At 73.1% G+C, this 26,485-nt stretch carries 21 protein-coding genes and 1 pseudogene; 18 read left to right on the forward strand and 4 right to left on the reverse strand.

Annotation, left to right across the window (positions count from 1 at the left end; translation table 11 throughout):
• Positions 1-54: 54 nt before the first annotated feature.
• The 12 genes and pseudogenes from AC54T2_RS04640 (at position 55) to AC54T2_RS04695 (ending at position 15,101) form a co-directional block, all read left to right on the forward strand.
• Positions 55-624, forward strand: a complete 570-nt coding sequence (locus tag AC54T2_RS04640) for a hypothetical protein (RefSeq protein WP_496665646.1) — start codon at positions 55-57, stop codon at positions 622-624.
• Positions 625-636: 12 nt separating this feature from the next.
• A pseudogene (fdh, locus tag AC54T2_RS04645) lies at positions 637-3,435 on the forward strand (formate dehydrogenase); the annotation flags it as partial.
• The gene (locus tag AC54T2_RS04650) at positions 3,432-4,358 is read left to right on the forward strand and encodes a 4Fe-4S dicluster domain-containing protein (protein ID WP_186339736.1); all 927 of its coding nucleotides are present in this window, start codon (positions 3,432-3,434) and stop codon (positions 4,356-4,358) included. The pseudogene fdh and the gene AC54T2_RS04650, both read left to right, overlap by 4 nt.
• Positions 4,355-5,398, forward strand: a complete 1,044-nt coding sequence (nrfD, locus tag AC54T2_RS04655; protein ID WP_489975392.1) for an NrfD/PsrC family molybdoenzyme membrane anchor subunit — start codon at positions 4,355-4,357, stop codon at positions 5,396-5,398. The genes AC54T2_RS04650 and nrfD overlap by 4 nt, the downstream gene beginning before the upstream one ends.
• Positions 5,399-5,455: 57 nt before the next feature.
• On the forward strand, positions 5,456-6,742 hold the full coding sequence (locus tag AC54T2_RS04660) for an L-lactate MFS transporter (RefSeq protein ID WP_489975393.1): 1,287 nt from the start codon (positions 5,456-5,458) through the stop codon (positions 6,740-6,742).
• A 69-nt stretch (positions 6,743-6,811) separates the two neighbouring features.
• Complete coding sequence (locus tag AC54T2_RS04665; RefSeq protein ID WP_496665647.1) at positions 6,812-8,200, forward strand: MFS transporter; 1,389 nt, start codon at positions 6,812-6,814, stop codon at positions 8,198-8,200.
• A gap of 9 nt (positions 8,201-8,209) precedes the next feature.
• Positions 8,210-9,430 (forward strand): M15 family metallopeptidase, encoded by a 1,221-nt coding sequence (locus AC54T2_RS04670; protein ID WP_496665648.1) that lies wholly within the window; start codon positions 8,210-8,212, stop codon positions 9,428-9,430.
• 21 nt (positions 9,431-9,451) lie between these two features.
• Positions 9,452-10,429 (forward strand): NADPH:quinone oxidoreductase family protein, encoded by a 978-nt coding sequence (locus AC54T2_RS04675; RefSeq protein WP_496665649.1) that lies wholly within the window; start codon positions 9,452-9,454, stop codon positions 10,427-10,429.
• Between the two features lie 191 nt (positions 10,430-10,620).
• Positions 10,621-12,564 (forward strand): M13 family metallopeptidase, encoded by a 1,944-nt coding sequence (locus AC54T2_RS04680; protein WP_496665650.1) that lies wholly within the window; start codon positions 10,621-10,623, stop codon positions 12,562-12,564.
• A gap of 58 nt (positions 12,565-12,622) precedes the next feature.
• Entirely contained in the window at positions 12,623-13,081 is a 459-nt protein-coding gene (locus AC54T2_RS04685; protein WP_186339741.1) for a universal stress protein, read from the forward strand.
• 60 nt (positions 13,082-13,141) lie between these two features.
• The gene (locus tag AC54T2_RS04690; RefSeq protein ID WP_241005273.1) at positions 13,142-13,945 is read left to right on the forward strand and encodes a 2-phosphosulfolactate phosphatase; all 804 of its coding nucleotides are present in this window, start codon (positions 13,142-13,144) and stop codon (positions 13,943-13,945) included.
• A gap of 130 nt (positions 13,946-14,075) precedes the next feature.
• Positions 14,076-15,101, forward strand: a complete 1,026-nt coding sequence (locus AC54T2_RS04695; RefSeq protein ID WP_496665651.1) for an SGNH/GDSL hydrolase family protein — start codon at positions 14,076-14,078, stop codon at positions 15,099-15,101.
• 7 nt (positions 15,102-15,108) lie between these two features.
• On the opposite strand, the gene AC54T2_RS04700 is transcribed toward AC54T2_RS04695, so the two are convergent.
• Positions 15,109-15,672, reverse strand: a complete 564-nt coding sequence (locus AC54T2_RS04700; RefSeq protein ID WP_186339743.1) for a hypothetical protein — start codon at positions 15,670-15,672, stop codon at positions 15,109-15,111.
• 59 nt (positions 15,673-15,731) lie between these two features.
• Here AC54T2_RS04700 and AC54T2_RS04705 point away from each other — a divergent pair, with 59 nt between their 5' ends.
• From AC54T2_RS04705 to AC54T2_RS04720, 4 genes are read left to right on the forward strand one after another with little or no spacing between them, the layout of a single operon-like run.
• The gene (locus AC54T2_RS04705; RefSeq protein WP_186339744.1) at positions 15,732-16,112 is read left to right on the forward strand and encodes a YbaB/EbfC family nucleoid-associated protein; all 381 of its coding nucleotides are present in this window, start codon (positions 15,732-15,734) and stop codon (positions 16,110-16,112) included.
• Positions 16,109-16,423 (forward strand): type VII secretion target, encoded by a 315-nt coding sequence (locus tag AC54T2_RS04710; RefSeq protein WP_186339745.1) that lies wholly within the window; start codon positions 16,109-16,111, stop codon positions 16,421-16,423. Before AC54T2_RS04705 ends, AC54T2_RS04710 begins: the two co-directional genes overlap by 4 nt.
• The gene (locus AC54T2_RS04715; protein ID WP_496665652.1) at positions 16,420-17,277 is read left to right on the forward strand and encodes a hypothetical protein; all 858 of its coding nucleotides are present in this window, start codon (positions 16,420-16,422) and stop codon (positions 17,275-17,277) included. The genes AC54T2_RS04710 and AC54T2_RS04715 overlap by 4 nt, the downstream gene beginning before the upstream one ends.
• 42 nt (positions 17,278-17,319) lie before the next feature.
• The gene (locus AC54T2_RS04720; protein ID WP_186339747.1) at positions 17,320-19,461 is read left to right on the forward strand and encodes a RecQ family ATP-dependent DNA helicase; all 2,142 of its coding nucleotides are present in this window, start codon (positions 17,320-17,322) and stop codon (positions 19,459-19,461) included.
• Between the two features lie 10 nt (positions 19,462-19,471).
• Here AC54T2_RS04720 and AC54T2_RS04725 read toward each other — a convergent pair whose 3' ends face one another.
• Genes AC54T2_RS04725 through AC54T2_RS04735 form a run of 3 tightly spaced genes read right to left on the reverse strand, consistent with a single transcriptional unit; the run spans position 19,472 to position 22,854 of the window.
• Positions 19,472-20,002 carry a hypothetical protein gene (locus AC54T2_RS04725; protein ID WP_496665653.1) on the reverse strand — a complete coding sequence of 177 codons (531 nt, stop codon included), beginning with the start codon at positions 20,000-20,002 and terminating at the stop codon, positions 19,472-19,474.
• A gap of 17 nt (positions 20,003-20,019) precedes the next feature.
• The gene (locus tag AC54T2_RS04730) at positions 20,020-21,594 is read right to left on the reverse strand and encodes a DHA2 family efflux MFS transporter permease subunit (protein WP_496665654.1); all 1,575 of its coding nucleotides are present in this window, start codon (positions 21,592-21,594) and stop codon (positions 20,020-20,022) included.
• Between the two features lie 42 nt (positions 21,595-21,636).
• Positions 21,637-22,854 (reverse strand): dipeptidase, encoded by a 1,218-nt coding sequence (locus AC54T2_RS04735; protein WP_496665655.1) that lies wholly within the window; start codon positions 22,852-22,854, stop codon positions 21,637-21,639.
• Positions 22,855-23,048: 194 nt separating this feature from the next.
• Here AC54T2_RS04735 and AC54T2_RS04740 point away from each other — a divergent pair, with 194 nt between their 5' ends.
• Entirely contained in the window at positions 23,049-25,763 is a 2,715-nt protein-coding gene (locus tag AC54T2_RS04740) for a DEAD/DEAH box helicase (protein ID WP_496665656.1), read from the forward strand.
• Positions 25,763-26,485 (forward strand): SWIM zinc finger family protein, encoded by a 723-nt coding sequence (locus AC54T2_RS04745; RefSeq protein WP_496665657.1) that lies wholly within the window; start codon positions 25,763-25,765, stop codon positions 26,483-26,485. Before AC54T2_RS04740 ends, AC54T2_RS04745 begins: the two co-directional genes overlap by 1 nt.

Below are 26,485 nucleotides of genomic sequence, written 5' to 3' on the forward strand. Positions count from 1 at the left end.
CCGGCGGGCGCCGTAGGGTCGAGGCACAGCGCACACTGCGGGGAGGTGAGGGCCATGGGTGAGTCTCGTTCCCAGTTGCCGTGGCCTGTGCTCCGCCAGCTCGTCAGCGGCGACCTCCTCGGCCGCGGCAAGGCCGTGCGCTCGCGGGCCACCGACGAGATCGAGCCCCGCACCACCACCGCCGACCGGGTCGCGCGCAGCGTGTGCCCCTACTGCGCGGTCGGCTGCGGGCAGAAGATCTTCGTCAAGGACGAGCAGATCGTGCAGATCGAGGGCGACCCCGACAGCCCGGTCAACCGCGGCCGGCTGTGCCCGAAGGGCTCGGCCAGCAAGAACCTGGTGACCAGCGAGCTGCGCGAGACCACGGTGAAGTACCGCCGCCCCTTCGCGACCGAGTGGGAGCACCTCGACCTCACCACCGCGATGGAGATGATCGCCGACCGCGTGGTGACGTCGCGCCGTGACGCCTGGCAGGAGCTCGACGAGAAGGGCCGCCGGGTGCGCCGCACGATGGGCATCGCGAGCCTCGGAGGGGCGACCCTCGACAACGAGGAGAACTACCTCATCAAGAAGCTCTTCACCGCGATGGGCGCCATCCAGATCGAGAACCAGGCGCGTATTTGACACTCCGCCACCGTCCCCGGTCTGGGGACCAGCTTCGGACGCGGCGGCGCCACCGGCTTCACGGCTGACCTCGCCAACGCGGACTGCATCATCATCCAGGGCTCCAACATGGCCGAGGCCCACCCGGTGGGCTTCCAGTGGGTCGTGGAGGCGCAACGGCGTGGCGCGAAGGTGATCCACGTCGACCCGCGGTTCACCCGCACCAGCGCGGTGGCCGACAAGCACGTCCCGATCCGCGTCGGCAGCGACATCGCGTTCCTGGGCGGCATCGTCCGCTACGTCCTGGAGAACGAGCTCGACTTCCGCGACTACGTCGTCAACTACACCAACGCCGCGACGCTCGTCAGCGATGCGTTCGAGGACACCGACGACCTCGACGGGCTGTTCAGCGGCTTCGACCCCGAGAGGCGCACCTACGACCCGACGAGCTGGGCCTATGACGTCGAGGACGGCCCGGGCGAGCAGAGCTCGGCGCAGGCCGACGACTCCGAGGAGACCCAGGAGCAGAGCGACACCGCTGCCGGCATGCAGAACGAGGCCCACGGCATGCAGGTGGCGGGACACCCGCGGCGCGACGAGACGCTGCAGCACCCGCGCTGCGTCTACCAGGTGCTCAAGCGCCACTTCTCCCGCTACACCCCCGAGGTGGTCGAGCAGACCTGCGGCGTGAGCCAGGCCGACTTCCTCGAGGTGTGCCGGGCCTGGACGGAGAACTCCGGCCGCGAGCGCACGACCGCGCTGGTCTACAGCGTCGGCTGGACCCAGCACAGCGTCGGCGTGCAGTACATCCGCACCGGAGCGATCCTGCAGCTGCTGCTCGGCAACATGGGTCGTCCCGGAGGCGGCGTGATGGCGCTGCGCGGCCACGCGAGCATCCAGGGATCCACCGACATCCCCACCCTGTTCAACCTCCTGCCCGGCTACCTGCCGATGCCCAACCCCGGCCAGCACGCGACCCTGTCGGACTACGTCGACAGCATCCGCAACCCCGGCAGCAAGGGCTTCTGGTCCAAGGCCGACGCCTACACCGTGAGCCTGCTCAAGGCCTACTGGGGCGACGCGGCCACCGCCGACAACGACTACTGCTTCGACTACCTGCCCAAGATCACCGGCGACCACGGCACCTACCGCACCGTGCTCGACATGATCGACGGCAAGGTCTCCGGCTACTTCCTGCTCGGCCAGAACCCCGCGGTCGGCTCGGCCCACGGTCGCGCGCAGCGCCTGGGCATGGCCAACCTCGACTGGCTGGTCGTGCGCGACCTGTTCGAGATCGAGAGCGCGTCGTTCTGGAAGGACGGGCCCGAGGTCGCCACCGGCGAGATCGTGCCCGAGGAGTGCCGCACCGAGGTCTTCCTCTTCCCGGCCGCGTCCTACGCCGAGAAGGAGGGCACCTTCACCCAGACCCAGCGGATGCTGCAGTGGCGTGAGAAGGCCGTCGACCCGCCGGGTGACTGCCGCTCGGAGCTGTGGTTCTTCTACCACCTCGGGCGCATGGTCCGCGAGCGCCTGGCGGGCTCGACCGACGAGCGCGACCGGCCCGTGCTCGACCTCGCCTGGGACTACCCCGTGCACGACGAGGGCGCGCTCGGCAGCGAGGGCGCCGCCGCCTGGGGCGAGCCCAGCGCGGAGGCCGTGCTCAAGGAGATCAACGGCTACGACGTCGCCACCCTCCGCCCGCTCTCGTCCTTCGGGGAGATGAAGGCCGACGGGTCCACCGCCGGCGGCTGCTGGATCTACACCGGCGTCTTCGCCGACGGCGTCAACCAGGCCAACCGCCGCACGTCGCGCCACGACCAGTCGTACGTCGCGCCGGAGTGGGGCTGGGCCTGGCCGATGAACCGCCGCATCCTCTACAACCGCGCCTCCGCCGACCCCGAGGGCCGGCCGTGGAGCGAGCGCAAGGCCTACGTCTGGTGGGACCCGACACTCGGCGAGGCCGGCGAGTGGACCGGCGACGACGTCCCCGACTTCGAGAAGACCAAGCCGCCGTCCTACCGCTCGCCCGAGGGGTCCGACGGTGTCGAGGCGATCGAGGGCATCGACCCGTTCATCATGCAGGGCGACGGGAAGGGTGCGCTCTACGCCCCGCAGGGCCTCATCGACGGCCCGATGCCGACGCACTACGAGCCGGTGGAGTCGCCGTTCCGCAACCCGCTCTACGGCCAGCAGGGCAACCCCACGCGCAAGGCCTACGACCGCGACGACAACCGGATGAACCCCTCGCCCCCCGAGGAGCACAGCGAGGTCTTCCCCTTCGTCTTCACCACCAGCCGGCTCACCGAGCACCACACCGCCGGCGGCATGAGCCGCTACCTCGAGCACCTCGCCGAGCTCCAGCCCGAGATGTTCGTCGAGGTGTCGCCGGCGCTCGCACGCGAGCGGGGCCTCGAGCACATGGGGTGGTGCCACGTGATCACCGCCCGCTCGGCGATCGAGGGCCGGGTGCTCGTCACCGAGCGGCTGCGCCCGCTGCGGGTCGAGGGCCGCACGGTCCACCAGGTCTGGATGCCCTACCACTGGGGCAGCGGCGGGCTGGTCAGCGGCGACTCGACCAACGACCTGTTCGGCATCTCGCTCGACCCCAACGTGCTCATCCAGGAGAGCAAGGTCGGCACCTGCGACGTACGCCCGGGGCGGCGGCCGCAGGGTGCGGCCCTGCGCACGCTCGTCACCGACTACGCGCGGCGGGCCGGGGTGGACGACGGCGTCCACACGCGGATCGTCACCGCGTCCGAAGGGGCGCAGGCCAGGTCACTGGCAGGCGCCGACACCAGCGACGACGACGAGCACGACCAGGAGGGCCAGTGATCGGCCGCAACAGCCTCTTCGGACCACTCGACCCGGCGCCCGACGCCGGCTACGTCGATCCGCCCAAGCGCAAGGGCTTCTTCACCGACACCAGCGTGTGCATCGGGTGCAAGGCCTGCGAGGTGGCGTGCAAGGAGTGGAACGACGTCCCGGAGAACCTCTTCGAGATGCTCGGCACCTCCTACGACAACAGCCACTCCCTCAACGCCAACCAGTGGCGCCACGTGGCCTTCATCGAGCGCTCCGCCCGCACGGAGGCACCGCAGCCACAGCGCGCGGACCTCGGCATGCCGACCGTCGGCGCCCCACCCAGCGACGTGCCCGAGGAGGCCAAGCCCGACTTCCAGTGGCTGATGTCCTCCGACGTGTGCAAGCACTGCACCCACGCCGCCTGCCTCGACGTGTGCCCGACCGGCTCGCTCTTCCGCAGCGAGTTCGGCACGGTCGTGGTGCAGGACGAGATCTGCAACGGCTGCGGCTACTGCGTCGCCGCCTGCCCCTACGGCGTGATCGACCGCCGCCGCGGTCCGGAGGGCGACCCCAAGGTGGGCATCGCCCAGAAGTGCACCCTCTGCTACGACCGGCTCACCGACGGCCAACGACCGGCGTGCGCGGCCGCGTGCCCGACCGAGTCGATCCAGTACGGCGACGTGGAGGAGCTGCGCGAGCGCGCCGACGCCCGGGTGGCGCTGCTCCACGAGCGCGGGGTGATGGACGCCCGGCTCTACGGCAACGACCCCGAGGACGGCGTGGGCGGCACCGGGGCGATGTTCCTGCTCCTCGACGAGCCGGAGGTCTACGGCCTGCCGCCCGACCCGGTCGTCACCACCCGGGACCTGCCGCAGATGTTCAGCCGCGCCGGGATGGCGGGCACGGCGCTGCTGCTCGGCGCGGCGCTGTCGTTCGTGCGGAGGCGCTCGTGAGCGAGGTCGACGGGGCCGGCCCGCAGGTCCGGCACGGCGGCAGCCCGGGTCGCTCGCGCGGCCGCGGGCGTGGCCGCGGCGGCGGCGACCGGGTGATGGTGCCGGAGGCCGACTTCACCTCCTACTACGGCCGCCCGATCGTCAAGGCGGCGCCGTGGGAGCACGACATCGCCTACTACCTGTTCACCGGGGGAGTCGCGGCCGGGACCTCGCTCCTCGCCGCCGGGGCAGACCTCACCGACCGCCCCGGACTGCGGCGCGCCGGCCGGATCGGCTCGCTCATCGCCCTGCTCCTCAGCATGGTCGCGCTCGTCCACGACCTCGGCAGGCCCAGCCGGTTCCTCAACATGCTGCGGGTCGTCAAGCTGACCTCCCCGATGTCGGTCGGCACCTGGATCCTCACCCTGCACGCCCCGTTCGCGAGCCTCGCCACGGCCGCCGAGCTGGTCGGCATGCTCCCGACCCGGTGGCAGCGCGGACCGGTGCGGCTGCTGCTGCGCCTGGGACGCCCCGCCGGGCTGGTGGGGGCGATCACCGCCCCGCCGGTGGCGGCGTACACCGCGGTGCTGATCGCCGACACCGCCACCCCGGCGTGGCACTCGGCCTACGCGGAGCTGCCCTTCGTCTTCTGCGGCTCCGCCGCGGCCGCGTCGGGGGGCTGGTGCATGGCCACCGCTCCCGTGGCCGAGGCCGGTCCCGCCCGCGCGTTCGCGGTGGGCGGCGCCGCGGTCGAGCTGGTGATGGCCCACCGCATGGAGGCCTCGATGGGCCTGTCCGCCGAGACGCTGCACACCGGCGTGGCCGGCAGGTGGATGCGCGCCAGCAAGGTGCTCACCGTCGCGGGCGCCGCCGGCGCGCTCGCGGGCGGGCGCAGCCGCATGCTCTCGGCCGTCGCGGGCACTGCACTGATGGCCGGCTCGCTGTGCACCCGGATGGGCGTCTACGAGGCCGGCCTGGCCTCGGCCAACGACCCGAAGTACACGGTGGTGCCGCAGCGCGAGCGGGTCGAGCGCGGCGAGCAGGTGCGCCACCAGGGCTGAGCCAGAACGGCGCCTCTCGGGCCGACCGACGGCCGGGGCCGGACGAAGGAGACAGCGATGGACGAGACACCCACGCGAGCGCAGGATCCCGCTGCCTCGAGCCGCTCCGGACCCGGCGGCTTCCGCTGGCTGCTGGTCGGGGGTGGGCTGCTCCTGCAGTTCTCGATCGGGGCGGTCTACGCCTGGTCGGTGTTCGGTGGCGCGCTCGAGGACGCCGAGTCGTGGCAGCTCAGCAAGGTGCGCGCCTCGCTGCCCTTCACCGTCACCATCGGCATGATCTTCATCGGCAGCTATCTCGGCGGCCGGCTCCAGGACGCCCGGGGGCCGCGGGTCGTGGCGCTCGCGGGCGGTGTCGTCTACGGCGTCGGCATCCTGCTGGCGGGGCTCACCAACGGCTCCGACGACTACTGGCTGCTGATCCTCGGCTACGGCGTCATCAGCGGCTTCGGCCTCGGCTTCGCCTACATCGTGCCCATCGCCATGCTGCAGAAGTGGTTCCCCGACAAGACGGGCCTGATCACCGGGCTGGCGGTGGGCGGCTTCGGATTCGGCGCCGTGCTCACCTCGCCGGTCGCCCAGTGGCTCATCGACCGTGACCCCGACGACCCCACCGGGGCGTTCATCCCGCTCGGCATCGCCTACCTGGTGATGTCGCTGGTGGGCGCCTCGATCTTCCGCAACCCGCCCGCCGACTACGTCGTGCCCGGGATGGAGACGACCGGCGGCGCGGCCACCGGCGCGGGCCGCGACTACACCCAGGGCGAGGCGCTGCGCACGCCGCAGTGGTACCTCCTCACCGCCATCCTCACCCTCAGCGTGAGCGCCGGCATCTCGCTGATCTCCCAGGCCAAGCTCAGCGCCACCGACATCGCCGGCGTCAGCGTCACCGGCGCCGCGACGCTGGTGGGCGTGCTCGCGATCTTCAACGGCGCGGGGCGCATCGTCTGGGCCGGCATCTCCGACCGGATCGGCCGGATGAGGACGTTCGCCGCGATCCTCGCGCTGCAGGGCGTGTGCCTGATCGTGCTGCCGCACGCCGGGAGCGTGGCGCTCTTCTCCGTGCTCGCCGCGGTGATCTACCTCTGCTACGGCGGCACGTTCGGCACGATGCCCGCGACCGCCGGTGACTTCTTCGGCGTGCGCAACGCCGGCGCGATCTACGGACTGATGCTCGTCGGCTGGAGCCTGGGCGGGGTGATCGGACCGGTGCTCGCCTCGGCGCTCATCGGCGAGGACAAGGCCTACACGCTGGCCTACACCACGATCGGCGTCGTCGCGCTCGCCTCCGTGGCGCTCACCTTCGTCACCAAGGTGCCCGAAGGACGCCACGCCGAGCACGACTGAGCCCTGCCACACTCGGCTCATGGCCACGACGTCGACCCGAGTGCCGCGCGACTGAGGCCGGGCGAGCCGATGAGCGGAGTCGCCTGGGGCACGCCGACCGCGCGCGGCGTCGTGGCCGCGGCGACCCTCGGCTCCGGGATGACGCTCCTCGACGGCACCGTGGTCAACGTGGCACTGCGGTCGATGGGTGCCGACCTCGACGCCTCGCTGGCGGCGCTGCAGTGGATCACCAACGGCTACTTCCTCTCCCTGGCCTCGCTGATCCTGCTGGGCGGCTCCCTCGGCGACCGCCTCGGCCGGCGTCGGGTCTTCGTCGTCGGCACCGTGTGGTTCGCGCTGGCCTCCCTGCTGTGCGGGCTCGCCCCGACCGCGGAGGTGCTGATCGCCGCCCGCGTGCTCCAGGGCGTCGGCGGCGCGCTGCTCACCCCGGGCAGCCTCGCGATGATCCAGGGCGCGCTCCGGTCCGAGGACCGCGGCCGGGCGATCGGTGCCTGGTCGGGCCTCGGCGGCATCGCCTCCGCGATCGGGCCGCTGGTCGGCGGGCTGCTGGTCGACCACGCGTCGTGGCGGTGGATCTTCCTCATCAACCTGCCGCTCGCGGTGCTGACGGTGTGGCTCGCCCTGCGGTGGGTTCCCGAGACGCGCGACCCCCGCACGCACGGACGCTTCGACCTCACCGGCGCGACGCTCGCCTCCCTCGCCCTGGCGGGCGTCACGTGGGCGCTGACCGACGCCGGCGTAGCCGCGACGCCGTGGGCGGCCGGGGGCGGGATCGCCGCGGCCGCGGCCTTCGTCGTGGTGGAGCGCCGCACCCGTGCGCCGATGGTGCCGCTCGGGCTGTTCGGCGACCGCACCTTCAGCGCCGCCAACCTGATGACGCTGCTCGTCTACGCCGCGCTGGGTGCCGTCCTGTTCTTCCTGGTGCTCCAGCTGCAGACCGTGGGCGGCTACACCGCGCTCGAGGCCGGCCTCGCCACGCTCCCGATCACGCTGTGCATGCTGCTGCTCGCGGCCCGCGGCGGCGCGCTGGGCGAGCGGATCGGGCCGCGGATCCCGTTGACGTTCGGACCGCTGGTGATGGCGGCCGGGACGCTGTGGCTGCTGCTCGTCGGACCCGGGGTGACCTGGTGGCGTGACGTGGCGCCCGGCCTGACGGTCTTCGGCCTCGGCCTGGCCCTGATGGTCGCCCCGTTGACCGCCACCGTCCTGGCGGCCGCGCCCGACGAGGTGGCCGGCATCGCCAGCGGCATCAACAACGCCGTCGCGCGGGCCGGGTCGCTGCTGGCCGTCGCCGCGCTGCCGACGGCCGTGGGCCTGGCCGGCGACGACTACCGCGACCCAGCCCGGCTGGACGCGGCGTACGGCACCGCGCTGCTCGCGTGCGCGGCGCTGCTCGCCCTGGGCGGCCTCGTCTCCTGGGTCACCATCCCCCGCCGCGTCCAGACACCGTCTGCCTAGGGTCGAGGCGTGCGCGGACGACGACGGGTGGCGGCCGCGGCGACGGCCGCCCTGCTGGCGGGGCTGGTGGGCCTGGCGGCCTGCAGCGAGCCGGCCGCGCGCGAGCGTCCCGACCCGGCCCCCGCGTCGCCCGCCCCCGAGCCGACCGCGTCGGACACGACGCCGCCCGTCGCCGACACCGACCACGCCGTCGACCCGCCCGGCGAGCGCGACGGACGGCTGTGGAGCGCCGACGTTCTCGTGCAGTGGGACAAGCCCATCGACGACGCGCTGCTCGCGCGGATCGAGGACCTGCGCGGCGTCGCGCACACCGAGCGCATCGGCCTGGGCCAGGTGAGCCTGGAGAACCGCGTCCTCACCGTCGCCGCCGTGGACCCGGGCGCCTACCGGCACTTCACGCAGGCCGAGGTCGCCGACCTCCAGGAGGCCTGGGACCGCGTCGCCGGGGGCGAGCTGGCCATCGACCGCACGGTCGCCGAGCGGGTGGCCGACCCGGAGACAGGGATGGTGCGGCTCGGCGCCGACGACGCGCCGAGCCTGCACGTCGGCGCCTACACCCCGCAGCTGCCGACCATCGACATGGTCGTCAACACCGCCTGGGCCGACGACATCGGGATGGACACCGACAACGGGCTGCTCATCTCCACCGACGCCGTCGCCCCCGCCGGCATCCGCAAGCCGTTGCAGCGGCTGGTCGGCGAGGACGCCTCGGTGCAGATGCTCGACGTGGCCTCCCGCCTCGGGCTCGACCCCGACGCCAGGCTCACCGCGGTGCCCGCCGGCGGCACCCTGGGCAGCGTCGTCGGCACCTTCCGCTACCAGGTGCTCGGCGGGGGCCGGATCGCCCCGGAGCCCGCCTGGGTCGCGGCCAGCATCCGCACGGAGTCCGTGCCGATCCTCGGCAGCGTCACCTGCCACAAGGACCTCTTCCCCCAGCTGCGCGCGGCGTTGCTCGAGGTCGAGCAGCGCGGCCTCGCCGACGAGATCGACCCGGGCCAGTACGCCGGGTGCTACTACCCGCGCTTCATCGCCGGCACCACGACGCTGTCCAACCACTCCTTCGGCCTCGCCCTCGACCTCAACACCCGCGACAACCAGCGCGGGACCGTCGGCGCGATCGACCGCGACGTGGTGGCGATCTTCAAGACGTGGGGCTTCGCCTGGGGTGGCGACTGGCGCTGGACCGACCCGATGCACTTCGAGCTCGCCGAGGTGAAGCGGGTCGGGTGAGCACCTGACTAGTGTCGGCGCATGCGCGCAGTCCAGGTCGTCACGCCCACCGGTCCCGCCGACATCGAGGTCCGCGACGTCGACCCTCCGGTCCCGGGCCCCGACGACGTGCTGGTGGAGGTGCACAGCGTCGGTGTCGCCTTCCCCGACCTGCTCCTCAGCCGCGGGGAGTACCAGTTCAAGCCCGAGCCGCCGTTCACGCTCGGCGTCGACTTCGCGGGCGTCGTCCTCGACCCGGGCTCCCCGGAGTCGAGCGGGTTCACCGTCGGCCAGCGGGTCGCCGGCGTCAACCTCAACGGCGGCGCCGCCGAGCAGGTCGCCAACCCGGCGATCTTCACCTTCGCCCTGCCCGACGCGATGTCGTACGACGAGGGTGCGGCGCTGCCGATGAACTACCTCACCGCGCTGTTCGCGCTCGAGGAGCGCGGCGGGCTGCGCGAGGGCGAGACCGTGCTGGTGCACGGAGCCGCCGGCGGCGTCGGCACCGCCACCCTGCAGGTCGCGCGAGGTCTCGGCGCACGGACGATCGCGGTGGTCAGCACCCAGGAGAAGGCCGACTTCGCCCGCGCGGCCGGCGCCGACGAGGTCGTCGTGGGCCCTGACTTCAAGGACGCGGTGCGCGAGCTCACCGGCGGCCGCGGCGTCGACGTGGTCCTCGACGTGGTGGGCGGCGACGCGTTCACCGACTCGCTCCGCTGCCTCGCCGAGCAGGGACGCGTGCTCGTCGTCGGGTTCGCCGCCGGGCAGGGCATCCCCCAGGTGAAGGTCAACCGGCTGCTGCTCGGCAACACCGACGTCCGCGGCGTCGGCTGGGGTGCCTACGCGATGGTGCGACCGGGCTACATGCAGCAGCAGTGGCACCGCCTCCTGCCGATGATCGAGTCCGGTGCTGTGAAGCCGCCCGTCGGGGCGACGTACGACCTGGCCGGCTTCGGGCAGGCGCTGGTCGACATGGACGAGCGGCGCACCCTCGGCAAGTCGGTCGTCCGGGTGCGCTGACCCCGCCGGCCCATCGCCTTCCCGCCGCTGACGCGGCTGCTCAAGCGGTGCGGTCCCCGCTCAACACGTCGGATCCGACGTGTTGAGCGAGGCGGTGACCGCTTGAGCCCGGCCGAACGACGAGCGACCGCGTCGTCCACAGGGGCCCTCCGCCGCGCCCGGGACTGGGCCGCCGGGGTTAGGGTCGCGACGTGACGATCCTCGACGCTGCCCGCGACGGCATGAACCTCGACATCCGCCCGCAGGACGACCTCTTCGGCCACGTCAACGGCCGGTGGCTCGACGAGACGGAGATCCCCGCCGACAAGTCGAGCTGGGGCGCGTTCATCGCGCTGGCCGACGCCGCCGAGCAGCAGGTGCGCGACATCATCACCGAGCTCGCCGAGCGCCCGGCCGACCAGCTCGACGAGGACGAGCGCAAGATCGGCGACCTCTACGCCTCCTTCATGGACACCGAGACGATCGCCGCCAAGGGCCTCGACCCGATCCGCGGGCTGCTCGAGCGCGCCCACCGCGTCGCCGACCTCACCGACCTCGCCGCCTTCCTCGGCGCGTTCGAGCGCGTTGGCGGGCCAGGCGTGTTCGGCTCCTACATCACGCCCGACCGCGGCGACGCCTCGCGCAACATCGTCTACCTCGCGCAGGGCGGCCTCGGCCTGCCCGACGAGTCCTACTACCGCGACGACAAGTTCGCCGAGATCCGCGAGAAGTACCTCGCCTACCTCACCACGCTGCTCGAGCTGAGTGAGCACGACGACCCGGCCGGTGCGGCGGCGCGCGTGCTGGCCTACGAGACCCGGCTGGCCGAGGGCCACTGGGAGGCCGCCGAGACCCGTGACGTGCAGAAGACCACCAACCACAAGAGCCTCGACGAGCTGCGCGAGCTCAGCCCCGCCTTCGACTGGGTCACCTGGATCACCGGCCTGGGCGGCACCGAGGAGATGCTGCGGCGCTCGATCGTGATGCAGCCCGACTTCTTCTCCCACCTCTCCACCGTGCTGGAGGAGACGCCGATCGAGACCTGGCGCGACATCCTCCACGTGCGCGTCGTGCGCAGCTCCGCTGCCTACCTGCCCGACCCGTTCGTCGAGGCCAACTTCGACTTCTACGGCCGCACCCTCAACGGCACCCCCGAGCTGCGCGCCCGCTGGAAGCGTGGCGTCGACTTCGTCGAGGGCGCCATCGGCGAGGCGGTCGGCAAGGTCTACGTCGAGCGCCACTTCCCGCCGCGGTCGAAGCAGAGGATGGACGAGCTGGTCGCCAACCTCGTCACCGCCTACCGCCGCTCCATCGAGGCGCTCGACTGGATGGGCGAGGACACCAAGAAGAAGGCCTTCGACAAGCTCGACCGCTTCTACCCCAAGATCGGCTACCCGACGGAGTTCCGCGACTACTCCACCCTCACGGTCTCCGCCGACGACCTGATGGGCAACGTCGCGTCGGCGTCGGCGTTCGAGACCGACCGCCAGCTGGAGAAGGTCGGCCAGCCGGTCGACCGCGACGAGTGGCTGATGCTGCCCCAGACGGTCAACGCCTACTACCACCCCGGCACCAACGAGATCTGCTTCCCGGCCGCCATCTTGCAGCCGCCGTTCTTCAGCCCCGACGCCACCGACCCCGAGAACTACGGCGGCATCGGTGCCGTCATCGGCCACGAGATCGGCCACGGCTTCGACGACCAGGGCGCCCAGTACGACGGCGACGGCAACCTCCAGGACTGGTGGACCGCCGACGACAAGGCCGCGTTCGAGGCCAAGTCGCAGGCGCTGATCACCCAGTACGACGCCTTCGAGCCGCGCAACCTGCCCGGCGAGCACGTCAACGGCAGCCTCACCGTCGGCGAGAACATCGGCGACCTCGGCGGGCTCACCATCGCCCACAAGGCGTTCGTGATCAGCCAGGGCGGCGAGGCGTCGCTCGAGGACCGGCGCGACCTGTTCCTCAACTGGGCCCACGTGTGGCGCACCAAGCGCCGCAAGGAGCAGGAGCTCCAGTACCTCACCATCGACCCGCACAGTCCCGCCGAGTTCCGCGCCAACATCGTGCGCAACCTCGACGAGTTCCACGAGGTCTTCGAGACCGGGCCCGAGGACGGGCTGTGGCTCGACCCGGAGCGCCGCGTCCGCATCTGGTGAGTCGGCGGAGGACCTTCGGCCCTGACGTGCTGCCTGCCCGCGTCTCTACGATGACGCCATGGTGAGCAAGAGCGCTGATATCACCGGCGGGATCGTCGTCGGACACGACGGGTCGCGGGTCGGGACCACCGTCGTGCGGCGGGCCGCCGACCTGGCCCGGCGCCTCGGCGTCACGCTGCACGTGATCCGCGTGTGGAGCGTGACCACGGCCCCGCGCCCCGACTCGATGGTGGGCGGCTACGTCCCGCCCTTCGCGGAGTTCGAGCGCGCGGTCATCGCCGACCTCGAGGACGACTGCGCGGCGGCCGGGATCCCCGACGACGTCGACGTGCAGCTCTACGCCCTGCGCGGCCAGGCCACCGAGCGGCTCGTCGCGGCGGCCGCCGACGCGGAGATGCTGGTCGTCGGCACCCGCGGCGCGGGCGGGTTCGCCGGCCTGCGGTTCGGCTCGACCGCCGCACAGGTCGTCCGGGCCTCGCGCGTGCCGGTGCTCGTCGTGCCCAACGTCCCCGACTGATCGCGGCCGACTCGGGCGGGCCGTGCTGCGCGCGAGCCGCCGGGGCTGTTGAATGAGGCGGTGACGCTGCCCGGGCACGACCAGTCGACCTATCGGCTCCGCATGGAGTGGGGCCCGACGGGTGCCGAGGCCGTGCCCGCCGACTACGCGGTCGTCGTCGACGTGCTGTCCTTCACCACCACCCTGACCGTGGCGCTCGAGCGGGGCATCGAGGTCTTCCCGTTCCGCTGGAAGGACTCCCGAGCCGCCGAGCACGCGATGCGGCACGGGGCGACGCTCGCCGTCGGCCGGTTCGAGGCGCTCTCGCGCGGCGATGCCCGCCACGTCTCGCTCTCGCCCGCCGGGCTCGCCGAGGTCGAGGGCGTCGAGCGGCTCGTGCTGCCCTCGCCCAACGGCTCGACCATCGCCTTCTCGCTCGCCGAGTCCGGCGCCCAGGTCGTCGGCGCCTGCCTGCGCAACGCCGGCGCGGTCGCGCGGTGGCTGGCGCCCAAGGTCGCCGACGGCGCCAGCGTGGTCGTCGTACCCGCGGGGGAGCGGTGGTACGACGACACGCTCCGCCCGGCCGCGGAGGACCTGTGGGGCGCGGGCGCCGTCCTCACCGCCCTCGACCAGGAGGCGGAGGCCGGGGCCAGCCCGGAGGCCCGGATGGCGATGGCCGCCTGGCAGGCGGCGGTGCTGCCGCACGACCTGCTCCTCTGCGCGGGCGGACGCGAGCTGACCGAGGTGGGGTTCGTCGCCGACGTGGAGATCGCCGCGAAGCACGACGTCAGCGAGGTCGTGCCGGAGCTGGTCGGCGAGTCCTTCCGCGACGCCGCGGCCGCGCCGCCTCCCCCGGGCGCCCGACTGCGCCGCATCGGCGACTGACCCCGGCCGGTGACGCCGGCGGGGCACCTCGTGCCGTTGCCGCCCGTCCGGTCCGGTCTGGTGGAGCGGAGCGCGCGTCCCTAGTGTGATGAGGGCCACGCTCGGGTGGCACCTATCTCGGAGGACACAGATGAACCGCTCGTCCCGCCTCGCGGTGCTCGGCACGGCGCTCGCCGGCCTGCTCACCCCGGTCCTGGCCCAGCCCGCCCAGGCCGCCGCACCGGCCTACGTCGCCCTCGGCGACTCCTACTCCTCGGGCACCGGCACCCGCTCCTACATCGCCGACGGCACCGGCTGTCAGCGCTCGACGTCGGCCTACCCGAGCCTGATCGCGGCCGCCCGCGGCTACGCGCTCAACTTCCGCGCCTGCTCCGGCGCGACCATCCCCGACGTCACCTCCACCCAGCTCCCCGCCCTCACCGCGAGCACCGCCTACGTCTCGGTGTCGGTCGGCGGCAACGACGCCGGGTTCGCCAGCGTGCTGACCGAGTGCGCCCTGCCGGGCTGGCTGAGCAGCTGCGACCGCGCGATCAACGGCGCGCAGTCCTTCATCACCTCCACCCTGCCCTCGCGGCTCGCGACCCTCTACGCCGGCATCCGCAGCCGTGCGCCCCAGGCCAAGGTCGTGGTCGTCGGCTACCCGCGCATCTTCAACGGCGAGGACTGCAACGCACTGACCTGGTTCTCCCCGGCGGAGGAGACGCGGCTCAACCAGACCGCCGACCTGCTCAACAGCCGCCTCGCCACCGCCGCGTCGGCCGCCGGCTTCTCCTTCGCCGACCCGACCAGCCGCTTCGTCGGGCACGCCGTGTGCGACGACGCCGAGTGGATCAACGGGCTGTCCACCCCGATCAGCGAGAGCTACCACCCGAAGGTCTCCGGACACACCTCCGGCTACACCCCGGTCGTCAGCCCGCTGCTGACCGGCGCCGCCGTGGCCGTCACCGCCGACGTCGCGGCCGCCGCGGCCGCCGGCGCCGACGCGCAGGCAGCCCTGCAGCAGCAGTACGCCGCCGCCGACCGCACCATCGAGCCCGAGACGTTCGTCGCTCCCGACCTGACGACCCCCGAGGCCCGGCGGGCCGCCCGGCGCGCCGGCGTCGACCTCGACCGGTTCCTGGCCCGCGGCGCCCGCGGCGCCCGCAGCGCCCACTGAGCCCGCCTCAGCCGCGCTGGCGGCCGCGGCCGGAGCGGAGGTCGCGGACGTACTCCTCGAACAGGGCGCGGTGCACCGCGTGCGGCAGGAGCTCCGGGCGCCGCGCCACCACCGGCGCCAGGGCGAGCAGCAGGGGGTCGATGCTCTCGACGGTCTGCGCGGTGACCTTGAGGCCGCGTCGCCTGCCCGCGGTGGTCCGACCGAGGAGGGTCACCGACTTGTTCCAGAGCTCGGGGGTGGCCCCGCCCGCCGAGCCGTCGACCCCGGGGCGGACCTCGGTCAGGTCGTCGAAGGCGAACGTCCGCACCTCGCGCTCCCCCCGGCGTACGACGACGCGGTCCGGGCGGACCAGGATCGTGCGACCCCGCGCCCACCAGATCGCCCACGCCGGCAGGGCCACCGTCACCACGAGGATTGCGACGGTGAGCAGCGCGCGCTGGTCCCCGCCGCCGGCCCACGTGGCCGAGGCGAGCAGGATCCCGACGACCAGCACCCCGATCGCCAGGTGGAGCACCAGCGGGCGCGGGGTGAGGACGGTCGCCGGCGGCGATGCACCGGGCGGGCTCTCCATGTTTGCCCACAGTAGGGCGGGGAAGGATCCCCAGGCACGACGACATCCCCGGAGGACTGATGAGCTCACGGCTCGATGCCTATCTGGCGGCGATGAACGAGTCGTTCGACGCCGCCGAGGCCAGACTGGACCAGGCCCAGGCCCTGGCCGCCACCACCGAGCGGATGCGGGTGGAGGGCGAGTCGACCGACCGCGTCGTCACCGTCGTCGTCGACGGCAACGGCCAGATGGTCGACCTGCGCTTCGACGACTCGTTCGCCGGCCAGGAGCCCGCCCGGCTCGCGCACAGCGTGCTCGAGGCCCACTCGCAGGCCAAGCGCCGGCTGAGCTTCGAGGTCGAGCAGGCCGCCCGCGAGATCTACGGTCCCGACGTCGCCGCGGCGTCCACGATCACGCAGTCCTACCGCAACACGTTCGGCTACGAGGAGTACCAACGATGAGCATCGACGTCAGTCTCGCCGCGATGCGGAGCCACGCGGGCAAGGTCGAGCACCTCAAGGGCCGGGCCGACAGTGCCGTGCAGGCCGCCGACTCGGTCTCCTTCCACCCCAACACCTTCGGCAAGATCGGCGCCGCGCTGGTCTACCCGCTGATCGCGCCGCTCGAGGTCGCCGGCGTCGGCGCCACCCGCGCCGCGAGCGACTCCCTGTCGGCCACCGCCACGGGCATGCGGTCCGCGGCCGACCTGTTCGAGCTGGTCGACGAGAAGGTCGCCGAGCTCAACGAGGCGATCCACAAGGCGCTGTCGTGAACGACCTGGTCGCCGTCGTCGACCGCAACCCGGGCTTCAACGAGATGACCAACGGGCTGAAGATGATCGACGGGGCCGCCGACTCCGCCGAGGCCTTCGACCGCGGTGACTGGATCGAGGGCTCGGCCAACGGTCTCAGCGCCGCCGTCGACGTCGTCGGCGCGGTCGTCGACCCGATCGGCACCCTCGGCTCGATGTTCGCCGGCTGGCTGCTCTCCCACATCGGCCCGGTGCAGGACGCCCTCGACGAGCTGCTGGGCGACCCCGCCACCATCCAGTCCTTCGCCCAGACGTGGGAGAACTGCGCCGGCCACCTCCGCGGCCTGGCCGACGACTATCGCGGCGCCGTCGCCGGCGACCTCAGCGGACTGCAGGGCATGACGATGGACGCCTATCGCGACTTCGCCGAGACCGAGGAGTCGCTCGTGCGCGGCATGGGCAACGTCTGCACCGGGGTCGGCGCCGGCGTCGCCCTCGGCGGCACGGTGCTCGCCGGTGTCCGCGAGTTCATCGTGCAGATCATGTCCGACGCGATCGGCCAGATCATCAAGCTGCTCGGCGAGGCCGCGGCCACCCTCGGCATCGCCGCCCCGCACGCGATCACCACGGCGGCCAACAAGGCCCGCGAGCTGATCCAGAGGACCCGGACGCTGATGACCGACCTGGCCAAGTCGCTCGACAAGTTCGCCGACCTCGTCGCCGACATCTCCCCGGCGCTGGAGAAGGCCTCGACCGCCCTGGCCAAGGCCTCCCGCTACGCCTCGGAGATGAACGCGAGCGAGCTCACCGCGCTCCAGCAGCTGATCAAGTCGACCACCCAGCTCGACAACTACCGCGATCCACAGACTGCCTGAGGCGCCGTGCGCTGCGTCGGTGGCGGTTGGTAGACAGGTGGCATGACCGCCGTCCCCACCACCCCCGCCGACGTACGCCCCGCCGCCCGCGAGGCCGCCGAGCGGCACCTGCGGGCGCTGGTCGGGCGTGACGACGCCGCCCTGCGCGAGGACCAGTGGGCCGCGATCGAGGCGCTCGCCGTCGACCGGCGCCGTGCCCTCGTCGTCCAGCGCACCGGGTGGGGCAAGTCGGCGGTCTACTTCGTCGCGACCAAGCTGCTGCGCGAGGGGGGTGCGGGTCCCACCGTGATCGTCAGCCCGCTGCTCGCGCTCATGCGCAACCAGATCGCCGCCGCCGAGCGGGCCGGCATCCGGGCGGTGACGATCAACTCGACCAACATCGACCAGTGGCAGCCGATCAACGAGCAGATCCGCGCCGGCGAGGTCGACGTCCTCCTCGTCAGCCCCGAGCGGCTCAACAACCCCGGCTTCCGCGACGAGGTGCTCCCGCGCCTCGCCGCCACCTGCGGCCTGCTCGTGGTCGACGAGGCCCACTGCATCTCCGACTGGGGCCACGACTTCCGCCCCGACTACCGCCGGCTGCGCACCCTGCTCGCCGAGCTGCCCACCGGCATCCCGGTGCTCGCCACGACGGCGACCGCCAACGCCCGGGTGACCGACGACGTCGCCGAGCAGCTCGGGGTGCACGCCGACGGGGCCGCCGACTCGCAGGTGCTCGTGCAGCGCGGCACGCTCGACCGCGAGTCCCTCCGGCTCGGCGTCATCCGGCTCCGGACGCCCGAGCAGCGGCTCGCCTGGCTGGCCGACCACCTCGCCGAGCAGCCCGGGTCGGGCATCGTCTACTGCCTCACCGTCGCCGCCACGCAGGAGGTCGCGGGCTACCTCCGCGACCGCGGCCTCGAGGTCGCGGCCTACTCCGGCCAGACCGAGCCCGACGAGCGGCACGCGCTGGAGCAGGCGCTGGTGGACGGCCGGGTCAAGGCCCTCATCGCCACCAGCGCGCTGGGCATGGGCTTCGACGCGACCCTCGGCTTCGTGATCAACCTCGGCGCCCCGGCGTCGCCCGTCGCCTACTACCAGCAGGTCGGCCGCGCCGGCCGTGGCACCGACGAGGCGACGGTCGTGCTGCTGCCCCAGCTCGAGGACCGCGACATCTGGGCCTACTTCGCCTCGCTCGGCTTCCCACGCGAGGAGCAGGTCCGCGAGACGCTCGCCGCCCTCGGCGCGTCCGAGCGCCCGATGTCGACGGCCACCCTCGAGACCCGCGTCGAGCTCGGCCGCAACCGGCTCGAGTCGATGCTCAAGGTCCTCGACGTCGACGGCGCCGTCCAGCGCGTGCAGGGCGGCTGGGTCGCGACCGGGCGTCCCTGGCACTACGACGCCGAGCGCTACGCCCGGGTGGCCGAGGCCCGCGAGCGCGAGCAGCAGGCGATGCTGGGATACCTCGAGACCACCGAGTGCCGGATGCGCTACCTCCGCGAGCAGCTCGACGACCCCGACGCCGCCGACTGCGGTCGCTGCGACAACTGCGGCGGGCTGAGCCTGTCCACGGCGGTGAGCGACACGGCGGTGGCCGAGGCCGGCCAGCGGCTCTCCCGCCCCGGCGTCGTGCTCGAGCCGCGTCGGATGTGGCCCACGGCGCTGGCCAACCTCGGCCTCGACCTCAAGGGCAAGATCACCCAGGGCGCCGAGCCCGGTCGCACGGTCGCCCGCCTCACCGACCTCGGCCACGGGCAGGCGCTGCGGGCGCTCTTCCGCGAGGACACCCCCGACGGTCCGGTCCCGCCCGGGCTGGCGCAGGCGGTGATGGACGTGATGAAGGACTGGGCCCCCGAGTGGAGGTCGCGTCCCGACGTGATCGTCGTCGTGGAGTCGGCGACCCGGCCCACCCTGACCCGCGACCTCGCCGACGGCCTGTCCCGCGTGATGCAGGTCCCCGTGGTCGGCACGTGGGCGATCCGCGACCCCTCCGTCCCGCCCCGCGCCGGCCAGTCCAACTCGGCCCAGCGCGTCGCCGCCGTACGCCGTCGCGGTGGCCTCGACGCCGACGTGCCGGCCGGCGCCACCGTGCTGCTCGTCGACGACCAGGTGGCGACCGGCTGGACGCTCACGGTCGCCGCGACCGCGATCCGCGCGGCGGGGGCGAGCGCCGTCCTCCCGCTGGCCCTCGCCTCCCAGGGCTGAGCGACGGCGGTCAGAGCGCGGTCGTCACCGCGTGCTGGAAGTAGTCGCGCTCGAGGTCTCCCTGCAGCAGCGCGGGACGCTCGGCGACCTCCGCCGCGAGGCGGCGCAGCAGCGGCTGCAGCGACTCGACGTGGAAGCGGGACACCACGATCGTGCCCCGGCCGACCCGGGGCTCGCCGGAGAGGAGGATCCGCTCGCTGGGCATGACCTTGCCGCCGTCACCGGTGTAGCGCACCTTGATCTCGGTCAGGTCGTCGAAGGCGATCTGCTGGCGGACCTCGCCGCCCGCGACCACCGACACCGCCTCGTCCGAGACGTAGGTGTGGCGGGTGAGGATGCTGCGCACGAGCAGCACGGGCGCCACGACGAGCACGAGGGCCATCACCGCGGCCATCGCCCAGGCGCCGACCGCCGTGCCGCCCGACTCGCCGGTGGCGGTGCGGACCGTGCGCACGACGGGCACCGCGAAGACGGCCGCGGCGGCGGCCAGGACCCACACGAAGGTGTGGCGTTGCGGCAGCTCCGCCCCGAGACCGTCCATGCCTCGCACGCGGGCCGTCAGTGACCCACCAGCACGGTGGGGTCGACCGGGGCGAGCCTCCTGCGGGGCAGGAACGCCGCGGGGATCAGGCAGCACGCGACGAGCACCGTGGCGACGACGAACACCGTCGCGAACGCGTCGGCCATGTCGCTGGTGACCAGCTGCTCGAGGCTGCCGAGCTGGTCGGGCGAGATCCCGAAGCGCTCGAGTATCGCGGCCACCTTGGTCTGGTCGTCGCCGGCCTCGGCCAGAGCGGTGCCGGCGGCGACGAAGCGCGAGTCCTTGAGCTCGTTGGTGAGGATCACCGAGAAGAGCGCGGTGCCGATCGAGGCCGCGACCTGCTGGGTGATGTTGAGCAGCGTCGAGCCGCGGGCGACGTTGTGCGCGGTGAGCGTCGCCAGCGCGGCGGACATGATGGGCATCATCGTGCCGCCCATGCCGAGGCCCATGATGAACAGCGCGCCGAGGATGTAGACGTAGGAGGTGTCGGCGCCGATCTGGGTGAACATCGCCATGCCGACGGTGATCACCGTGATCCCGACGAGCACGATCTTGCCGGGACCGATCCGGTCGGCGAGGACGCCCGCGAGGGGCATGGTGAGCATCGCGCCGACGCCCTGTGGGGCCAGCAGCCAGCCGGTGAAGAGGGTGCCCTCGCCGCGGACCTGGATGAAGTAGAGCGGGAACAGCAGCGAGGCCCCGAAGAAGGCGATGGCGAAGAGCGTCATCGCGATGATCGCGACGGTGAGGTTGCGGTTGGCGAACAGGCGCAGCTCGACCAGCGGGTGGACGTTGCGCCGCGCGAGGGCCCACGGCACGAACGCCGCGATGAGGGCGAGGCCGCCGACCATCGGCACCAGCACCCGGGCGGCCATGACGGTGCCCTCCTCCGGGATGGAGCTGACGCCGTAGAGGAACGCGGCGAGGCCGGGCGAGAGCAGCAGCATGCCCAGCCAGTCGAAGGTCTCCGACGGCTCGACGTCGTCCTTGGGCAGCACGATCCAGGCGTAGACGATCGCGGCGAGGCCGATGGGCAGGTTGATCAGGAAGATCCAGTGCCACGACGCGCTCTCGATCAGGGCGCCGCCGACGATCGGGCCGAAGATCGGGCCGAGGAGCATCGGGATGCCGAGCACGGCCATCACGCGGCCCACCCGCTCGGGGCCGGCGGCGCGGGTCAGGATCGTCATGCCGAGCGGCATCAGCATGCCCCCGCCGAGGCCCTGGAGCACCCGGAAGAGCACGAGCGTCTCCAGCGACGTCGCCGCGGCGCACAGCACCGAGCCGAGGGTGAAGAGCAGCACCGCGAGGAGGTAGAGCCGCTTGGTGCCGAAGCGGTCGGCCGCCCAGCCCGTCAGCGGGATGACGCTGGCGAGGGCGAGGGTGTAGCCGGTCATCGTCCAGGCCACCTCGGCGGCGGTCGCGTCGAACTCCTCCTGGAAGGTGTTGAGCGCGACGGACACGACGGTGATGTCGAGGATCGACATGATCGCGCCGAGGACGACGACGCCGGCCACCATCAGGACGTTCTTGTCGAGCTTGTCGGAGCGCTCGGGGCGGATCTCGCCGGGCTGGGTCTGGGTGTGGGTCACCCAGCCACGGTAGGCGGTGCGGGCGACACCGGCGCAATCGTTTTACGCGCGGCCCCTGTCACCGTCACCGGTGCTCGGGCGTACGCCGTCGAGGTCCTCGATCCGCGCCAGGCTCGGTCCGCGCTCCGACTGCAGGTCGAGCGCCACCGCCTCGATCTCGCGCATCACCCGCAGGGTGTTGCGGCAGGTCAGCCGGGCCAGGTCCCCGGTCGACCAGCCGCGATCGGCCAGCGCGGAGAGCAGCCGCGGGTAGGCCGACACGTCCTCCAGCCCCGCGGGCAGGGTCTCGACCCCGTCGTAGTCGCCGCCGAGCCCCACGTGGTCGATGCCGGCCACCTCGCGCACGTGCTCCACGTGGGTGACGACGTCGCCGAGCGTGGCCGTGGGCTGCGGGTGGTCGACCACCCACGCCCGCTCGAACGCCGCGAACCGGACGCCGTCGGCCTCGGGGACGCCCTCGCTCGCCGCGGCCGCGACCATCTCGCGGTGGGCGTCGGCGCAGGCCTCGTTGACGAACTTCGGCACGAAGGTGACCATGCACACCCCGCCGCCGCGGGCCATCGCCTCGAGCACGTCGTCCGGGGCGTTGCGAGGGCTGTCGGTCACCGCCCGCGCGGAGCTGTGGCTGAAGATGACGGGCGCCTCGGCGACCTCGAGCGCGTCGCGCATCGTGTCGGCGGAGACGTGGGAGAGGTCGACCATCATCCCGGTGCGGTTCATCTCGCGCACGACCTCGCGGCCGAAGTCGGTGAGCCCGCCGGCCACCGGGCGGTCGGTGGCCGAGTCGGCCCAGGGGGTGTTGGCGTTGTGGGTGAGCGTCAGGTAGCGCACGCCGAGCGCGTGGAGCGCGCGCAGCGTGCCGAGCGAGCAGTTGATCGAGTGGCCGCCCTCGGCGCCCGCGAGCGAGGCGATCCGGTCGGAGACCCACGCCTCCTCGACCTCGTCGGCCGTCGTCGCCCACACCAGCTGGTCGGCGTAGCGCTCGGTCAGCATCCGCGCGGCGTCGACCTGCTCGAGGGTGGCGCTCACGGCGGCGTCGCCGGTCAGCCGCGTGGGCACGTAGACCGACCAGAACTGCGCGCCCATCCCGCCCGCGCGCATCCGGGGCAGATCGGTGTGGGTGGGGGTGCCGCCCGCGCCGACGTCGAGGCGGGAGAAGTCGTACGCCGCCTGCGCGCGCGCCTCCCACAGCAGGTCGTTGTGCCCGTCGATCACCGGGTGTGCGGCCAGCAATGCGGAGACGTCCACGGGGGTGCCCATGGTCGTCGACCGTAGCCGGTCGAGCACCTGCGCGAGGCCCGGGGCGAGCCGGGGGCGGGAACTCCGTGTCGGTGCGAGGCGTTAGCGTCTCGTCGTCCACCACCCGGTGGACCGGAGAGGGGCCAGATGACCGACATCCCACCGTGGTCCTCACCTCCGCCGCCGGCCGCGGCGTCGCGCCAGGGTGGGCGGGCATGAGCCTCGTGCCGGTCACGGGACCGGCCCGGCTGCTGGTGGGGGAGCCGCCCCGGGAGGGGTCGGTGGAGTTCACCGACGCGCGCCGCACCATCGTGATGCCGATCAGGGGCGCGCTGCCGGTGCTCGGCAAGGTGCGCGACCAGGCCGACGTGCACCCGTCGGTCGCGCTGCTCGCCGGAGCCGCGCTGATGGGCCTGCAGCTGGTCGCGTCGGGCCGCTTCGCCCCCGACCCCGAGGGCCGGCACTGGCAGGTCGCGGGTCTCGACGCGGCCGACGAGCAGCGGATCGCCGACCTGGCGCGCTCGCGGGCGTGGGACGGCTTCGACGAGGCGACCGCCGAGGGGATGGTGCGCGGGATGCTCGACGCGGTCATCGACACCATGCCCCGCACCACCCCGGGACGCTCGCGGCACCGCGGCCCCGCCCGCACACCCGACCACGCGCCCGCCCAGCGGAGCCCCGACGACTTCAGCGACCGGCTGCAGCAGCGGATCGCCCGGATCCGGGCTCGCGGGCGCGACGACCGACCCCAGCTGGTCTCGATCTCCTTCCGGGTCGAGGCCGACGAGGAGGAGCTGGTCGCGGGCGCCGTGCGCCTGGTGATGCAGGTGCACGCCGTCGACAACCCCGCCCACGTCGCCGACGCCTCCGAGCTGTGGGCCGAGACCGGCCCCGAGGCGGCCCACGGCTTCGGCGAGCGGGCCCGCACCCACGCCGCGATCGCCCTGCGCTCGGCGGCCGACGCCTGGCCGGTGCTCGACCGGCTGCTCGACCTGCGCGTCCCCGACGAGATCACCCTCGACACCGACGAGATCCTCTCGCTGCTCGACGGCGGCGCCGCGGCGCTCACCGAGGCCGGGCACCCGGTCATGTGGCCGAAGTACCTCGACCGCGAGGTGACCCAGCGCGTCGAGCTGGGCCGCCGGGCGCCGGCCGGCGGGCGGGAGGAGCCGCTGCAGGACGGCCTGTTCGGACCGCAGGCCCTGTTCGGCTTCGAGTGGCAGCTGTCGCTGCACGGCGAGGAGCTGACCGACGACGAGATGGACGAGCTGGCCCGCACGACCAGCCCGATCATCAAGCTCCGCGACAACTGGGTCGCCGTCGACTCCGCCGTGATCAAGCGGGCCCGCAAGAGGCTGATCCGCACCGTCACCCCCGTGCAGGCGCTGGCCGCGACCCTCACCGGGGTCGTCGACATCGAGGACGCCCCCTACGAGGCGGTCGTCGGCGCGAGCCTGCTCGCGATGCGCGACCGGGTGCGTGACGCGGTCACCGGCGAGCTCGTCGACGTGCCTGCCGGCCTGCGCGCCGAGCTGCGCGACTATCAGCGCCGCGGCCTGTCGTGGCTGGCCGAGCTGACGTCGCTGGGCCTCGGCGGCTGCCTGGCCGACGACATGGGCCTCGGCAAGACGATCACGCTCATCGCGCTGCACCTGCACCGCAGCGAAGGGCGCGGCGGCGCCCCCACCCTGGTCGTCTGCCCGGCCTCGCTGCTCGGCAACTGGGAGGCCGAGATCCGCCGCTTCGCCCCCGGCGTCGCCGTACGCCGACACCACGGCAGCACGCGCGACCTCGACGGCGTGCGCGACGGCTTCGTCCTCACCACCTACGGCACGATGCGCAACGACGCCGCCCTGCTGGCCGAGGTGCCGTGGGACCTCGTCGTGGCCGACGAGGCGCAGCACATCAAGAACTCCCGCTCGGCCGCCGCCCGCGCGCTGCGCACCATCCCCAGCACCGCCCGGGTCGCCCTCACCGGCACCCCGGTCGAGAACGACCTCACCGAGCTCTGGTCGATCCTCGACTGGGCGATCCCGGGCCTGCTCGGCAGCCGCAACGCGTTCCGCAAGGTGTGGGCCGGCCCGATCGAGTCGGGCCTCGAGCCCACCAAGGCACGGCAGTTCGCCGACCTGATCGGCCCCTTCCTGCTGCGCCGCCGCAAGTCCGACCCGGGCGTGGCCCCCGAGCTCCCGCCCAAGACCGAGACCGACCACCTGCTCGGCCTGACCCGCGAGCAGGTCGTCCTCTACGAGACCCTGGTGCGCGAGTCGATGCGGCGCATCGAGGAGGCCGACGAGGAGACCCGGCGCGGCCTGGTGCTCAAGCTGCTCACCGGCCTCAAGCAGATCTGCAACCATCCCGCCCACTTCCTGCGCCAGGCCAACCCCAAGCTGCGCGGGCGCTCGGAGAAGGTCGAGCTCCTCGACGAGCTGGTCGGCACGGTGATGGCCGAGGAGGGTGCCGTCCTCGTCTTCACCCAGTACGTCGCGATGGCCGAGCTGCTCGTGCGCCACCTCGCCGCGGCGGGGGTGCCCCACCAGCTGCTCCACGGCGGCACGCCGGTGCGCCAGCGCGACGAGATGGTGGCGCGGTTCCAGGCCGGCGAGGCGCCGGTGTTCCTGCTCTCCCTCAAGGCCGGCGGCACCGGGCTCAACCTCACCCGGGCCGACCACGTCATCCACTTCGACCGCTGGTGGAACCCCGCCGTCGAGGACCAGGCCACCGACCGTGCCTACCGGATCGGCCAGACCCGACCGGTGCAGGTGCACCGCTTCGTCACCCAGGGCACCATCGAGGAGCGGATCGCCGAGCTGCTGGCCCGCAAGCGCTCCCTGGCCGACTCGGTGCTGTCGCGAGGTGAGACGGCGCTCACCGAGCTCTCCGACGCCGAGTTGCGCGACCTGGTCGAGCTGCGTCGCGAGGGCACCTGATGGCCCCGCCCGACGACACCGCGACCACCCATCCCCGCCTGCCGCCCCGCCGCGGGGGTGGGTCCGGCACCTGGTGGAGCAAGGCCGTGCTCCGCGCGGTGGAGGAGGCCGCCTTCAGCGTCACCGACCTGCGCCGCGGTCGTGCGCTCGCGCGCGCCGGGTCGGTCGGCGCGATCACCGTCACCGAGGGCGGCGCGGTGGCGGCAGTCGACGACGGCCAGGACGCCTGGACCGTCGAGGTCACCGTCCCGGTCCTCGACGGCGCCGACGCGTCGGCGTTCATCGAGCTCGTCGCCGCCGAGTCCGGGCGGATCGGCGCCCTCCTGGCCGGGCAGCTGCCGCACTCGCTGGTCGAGGCGGTCGAGGAGGCCGGCGTCGAGCTGCTGCCCTACGGCGGCGAGCTGGGCTCGGCGTGCACCTGCGACGCCTGGCTCGACCCGTGCCCCCACGCGCTGGCCGTGCTGACCCAGCTGGCGTGGCTGATCCAGGCCGACCCGTTCGTGCTGACCCACCTGCGCGGGCTCTCGCGCGAGCGGGTGCTGCGAGACCTGCACCGGCTGGTCCGCCAGCCTCGGCCCGACGCGTCGCCCGACGACGACCCGGCCACCGGGCCCGGCGGGCACGACGGGCAGGCGGAGGTCGACGACCTGGTGGTCGCCGAGGACGCGGCCGTCCGTGCGGCCCGCCTGCTCGGGCAGGACAGCCCGTTCGAGGCCTGGTGA

This window comes from Nocardioides sp. Z35_8 (genome assembly GCF_059621125.1).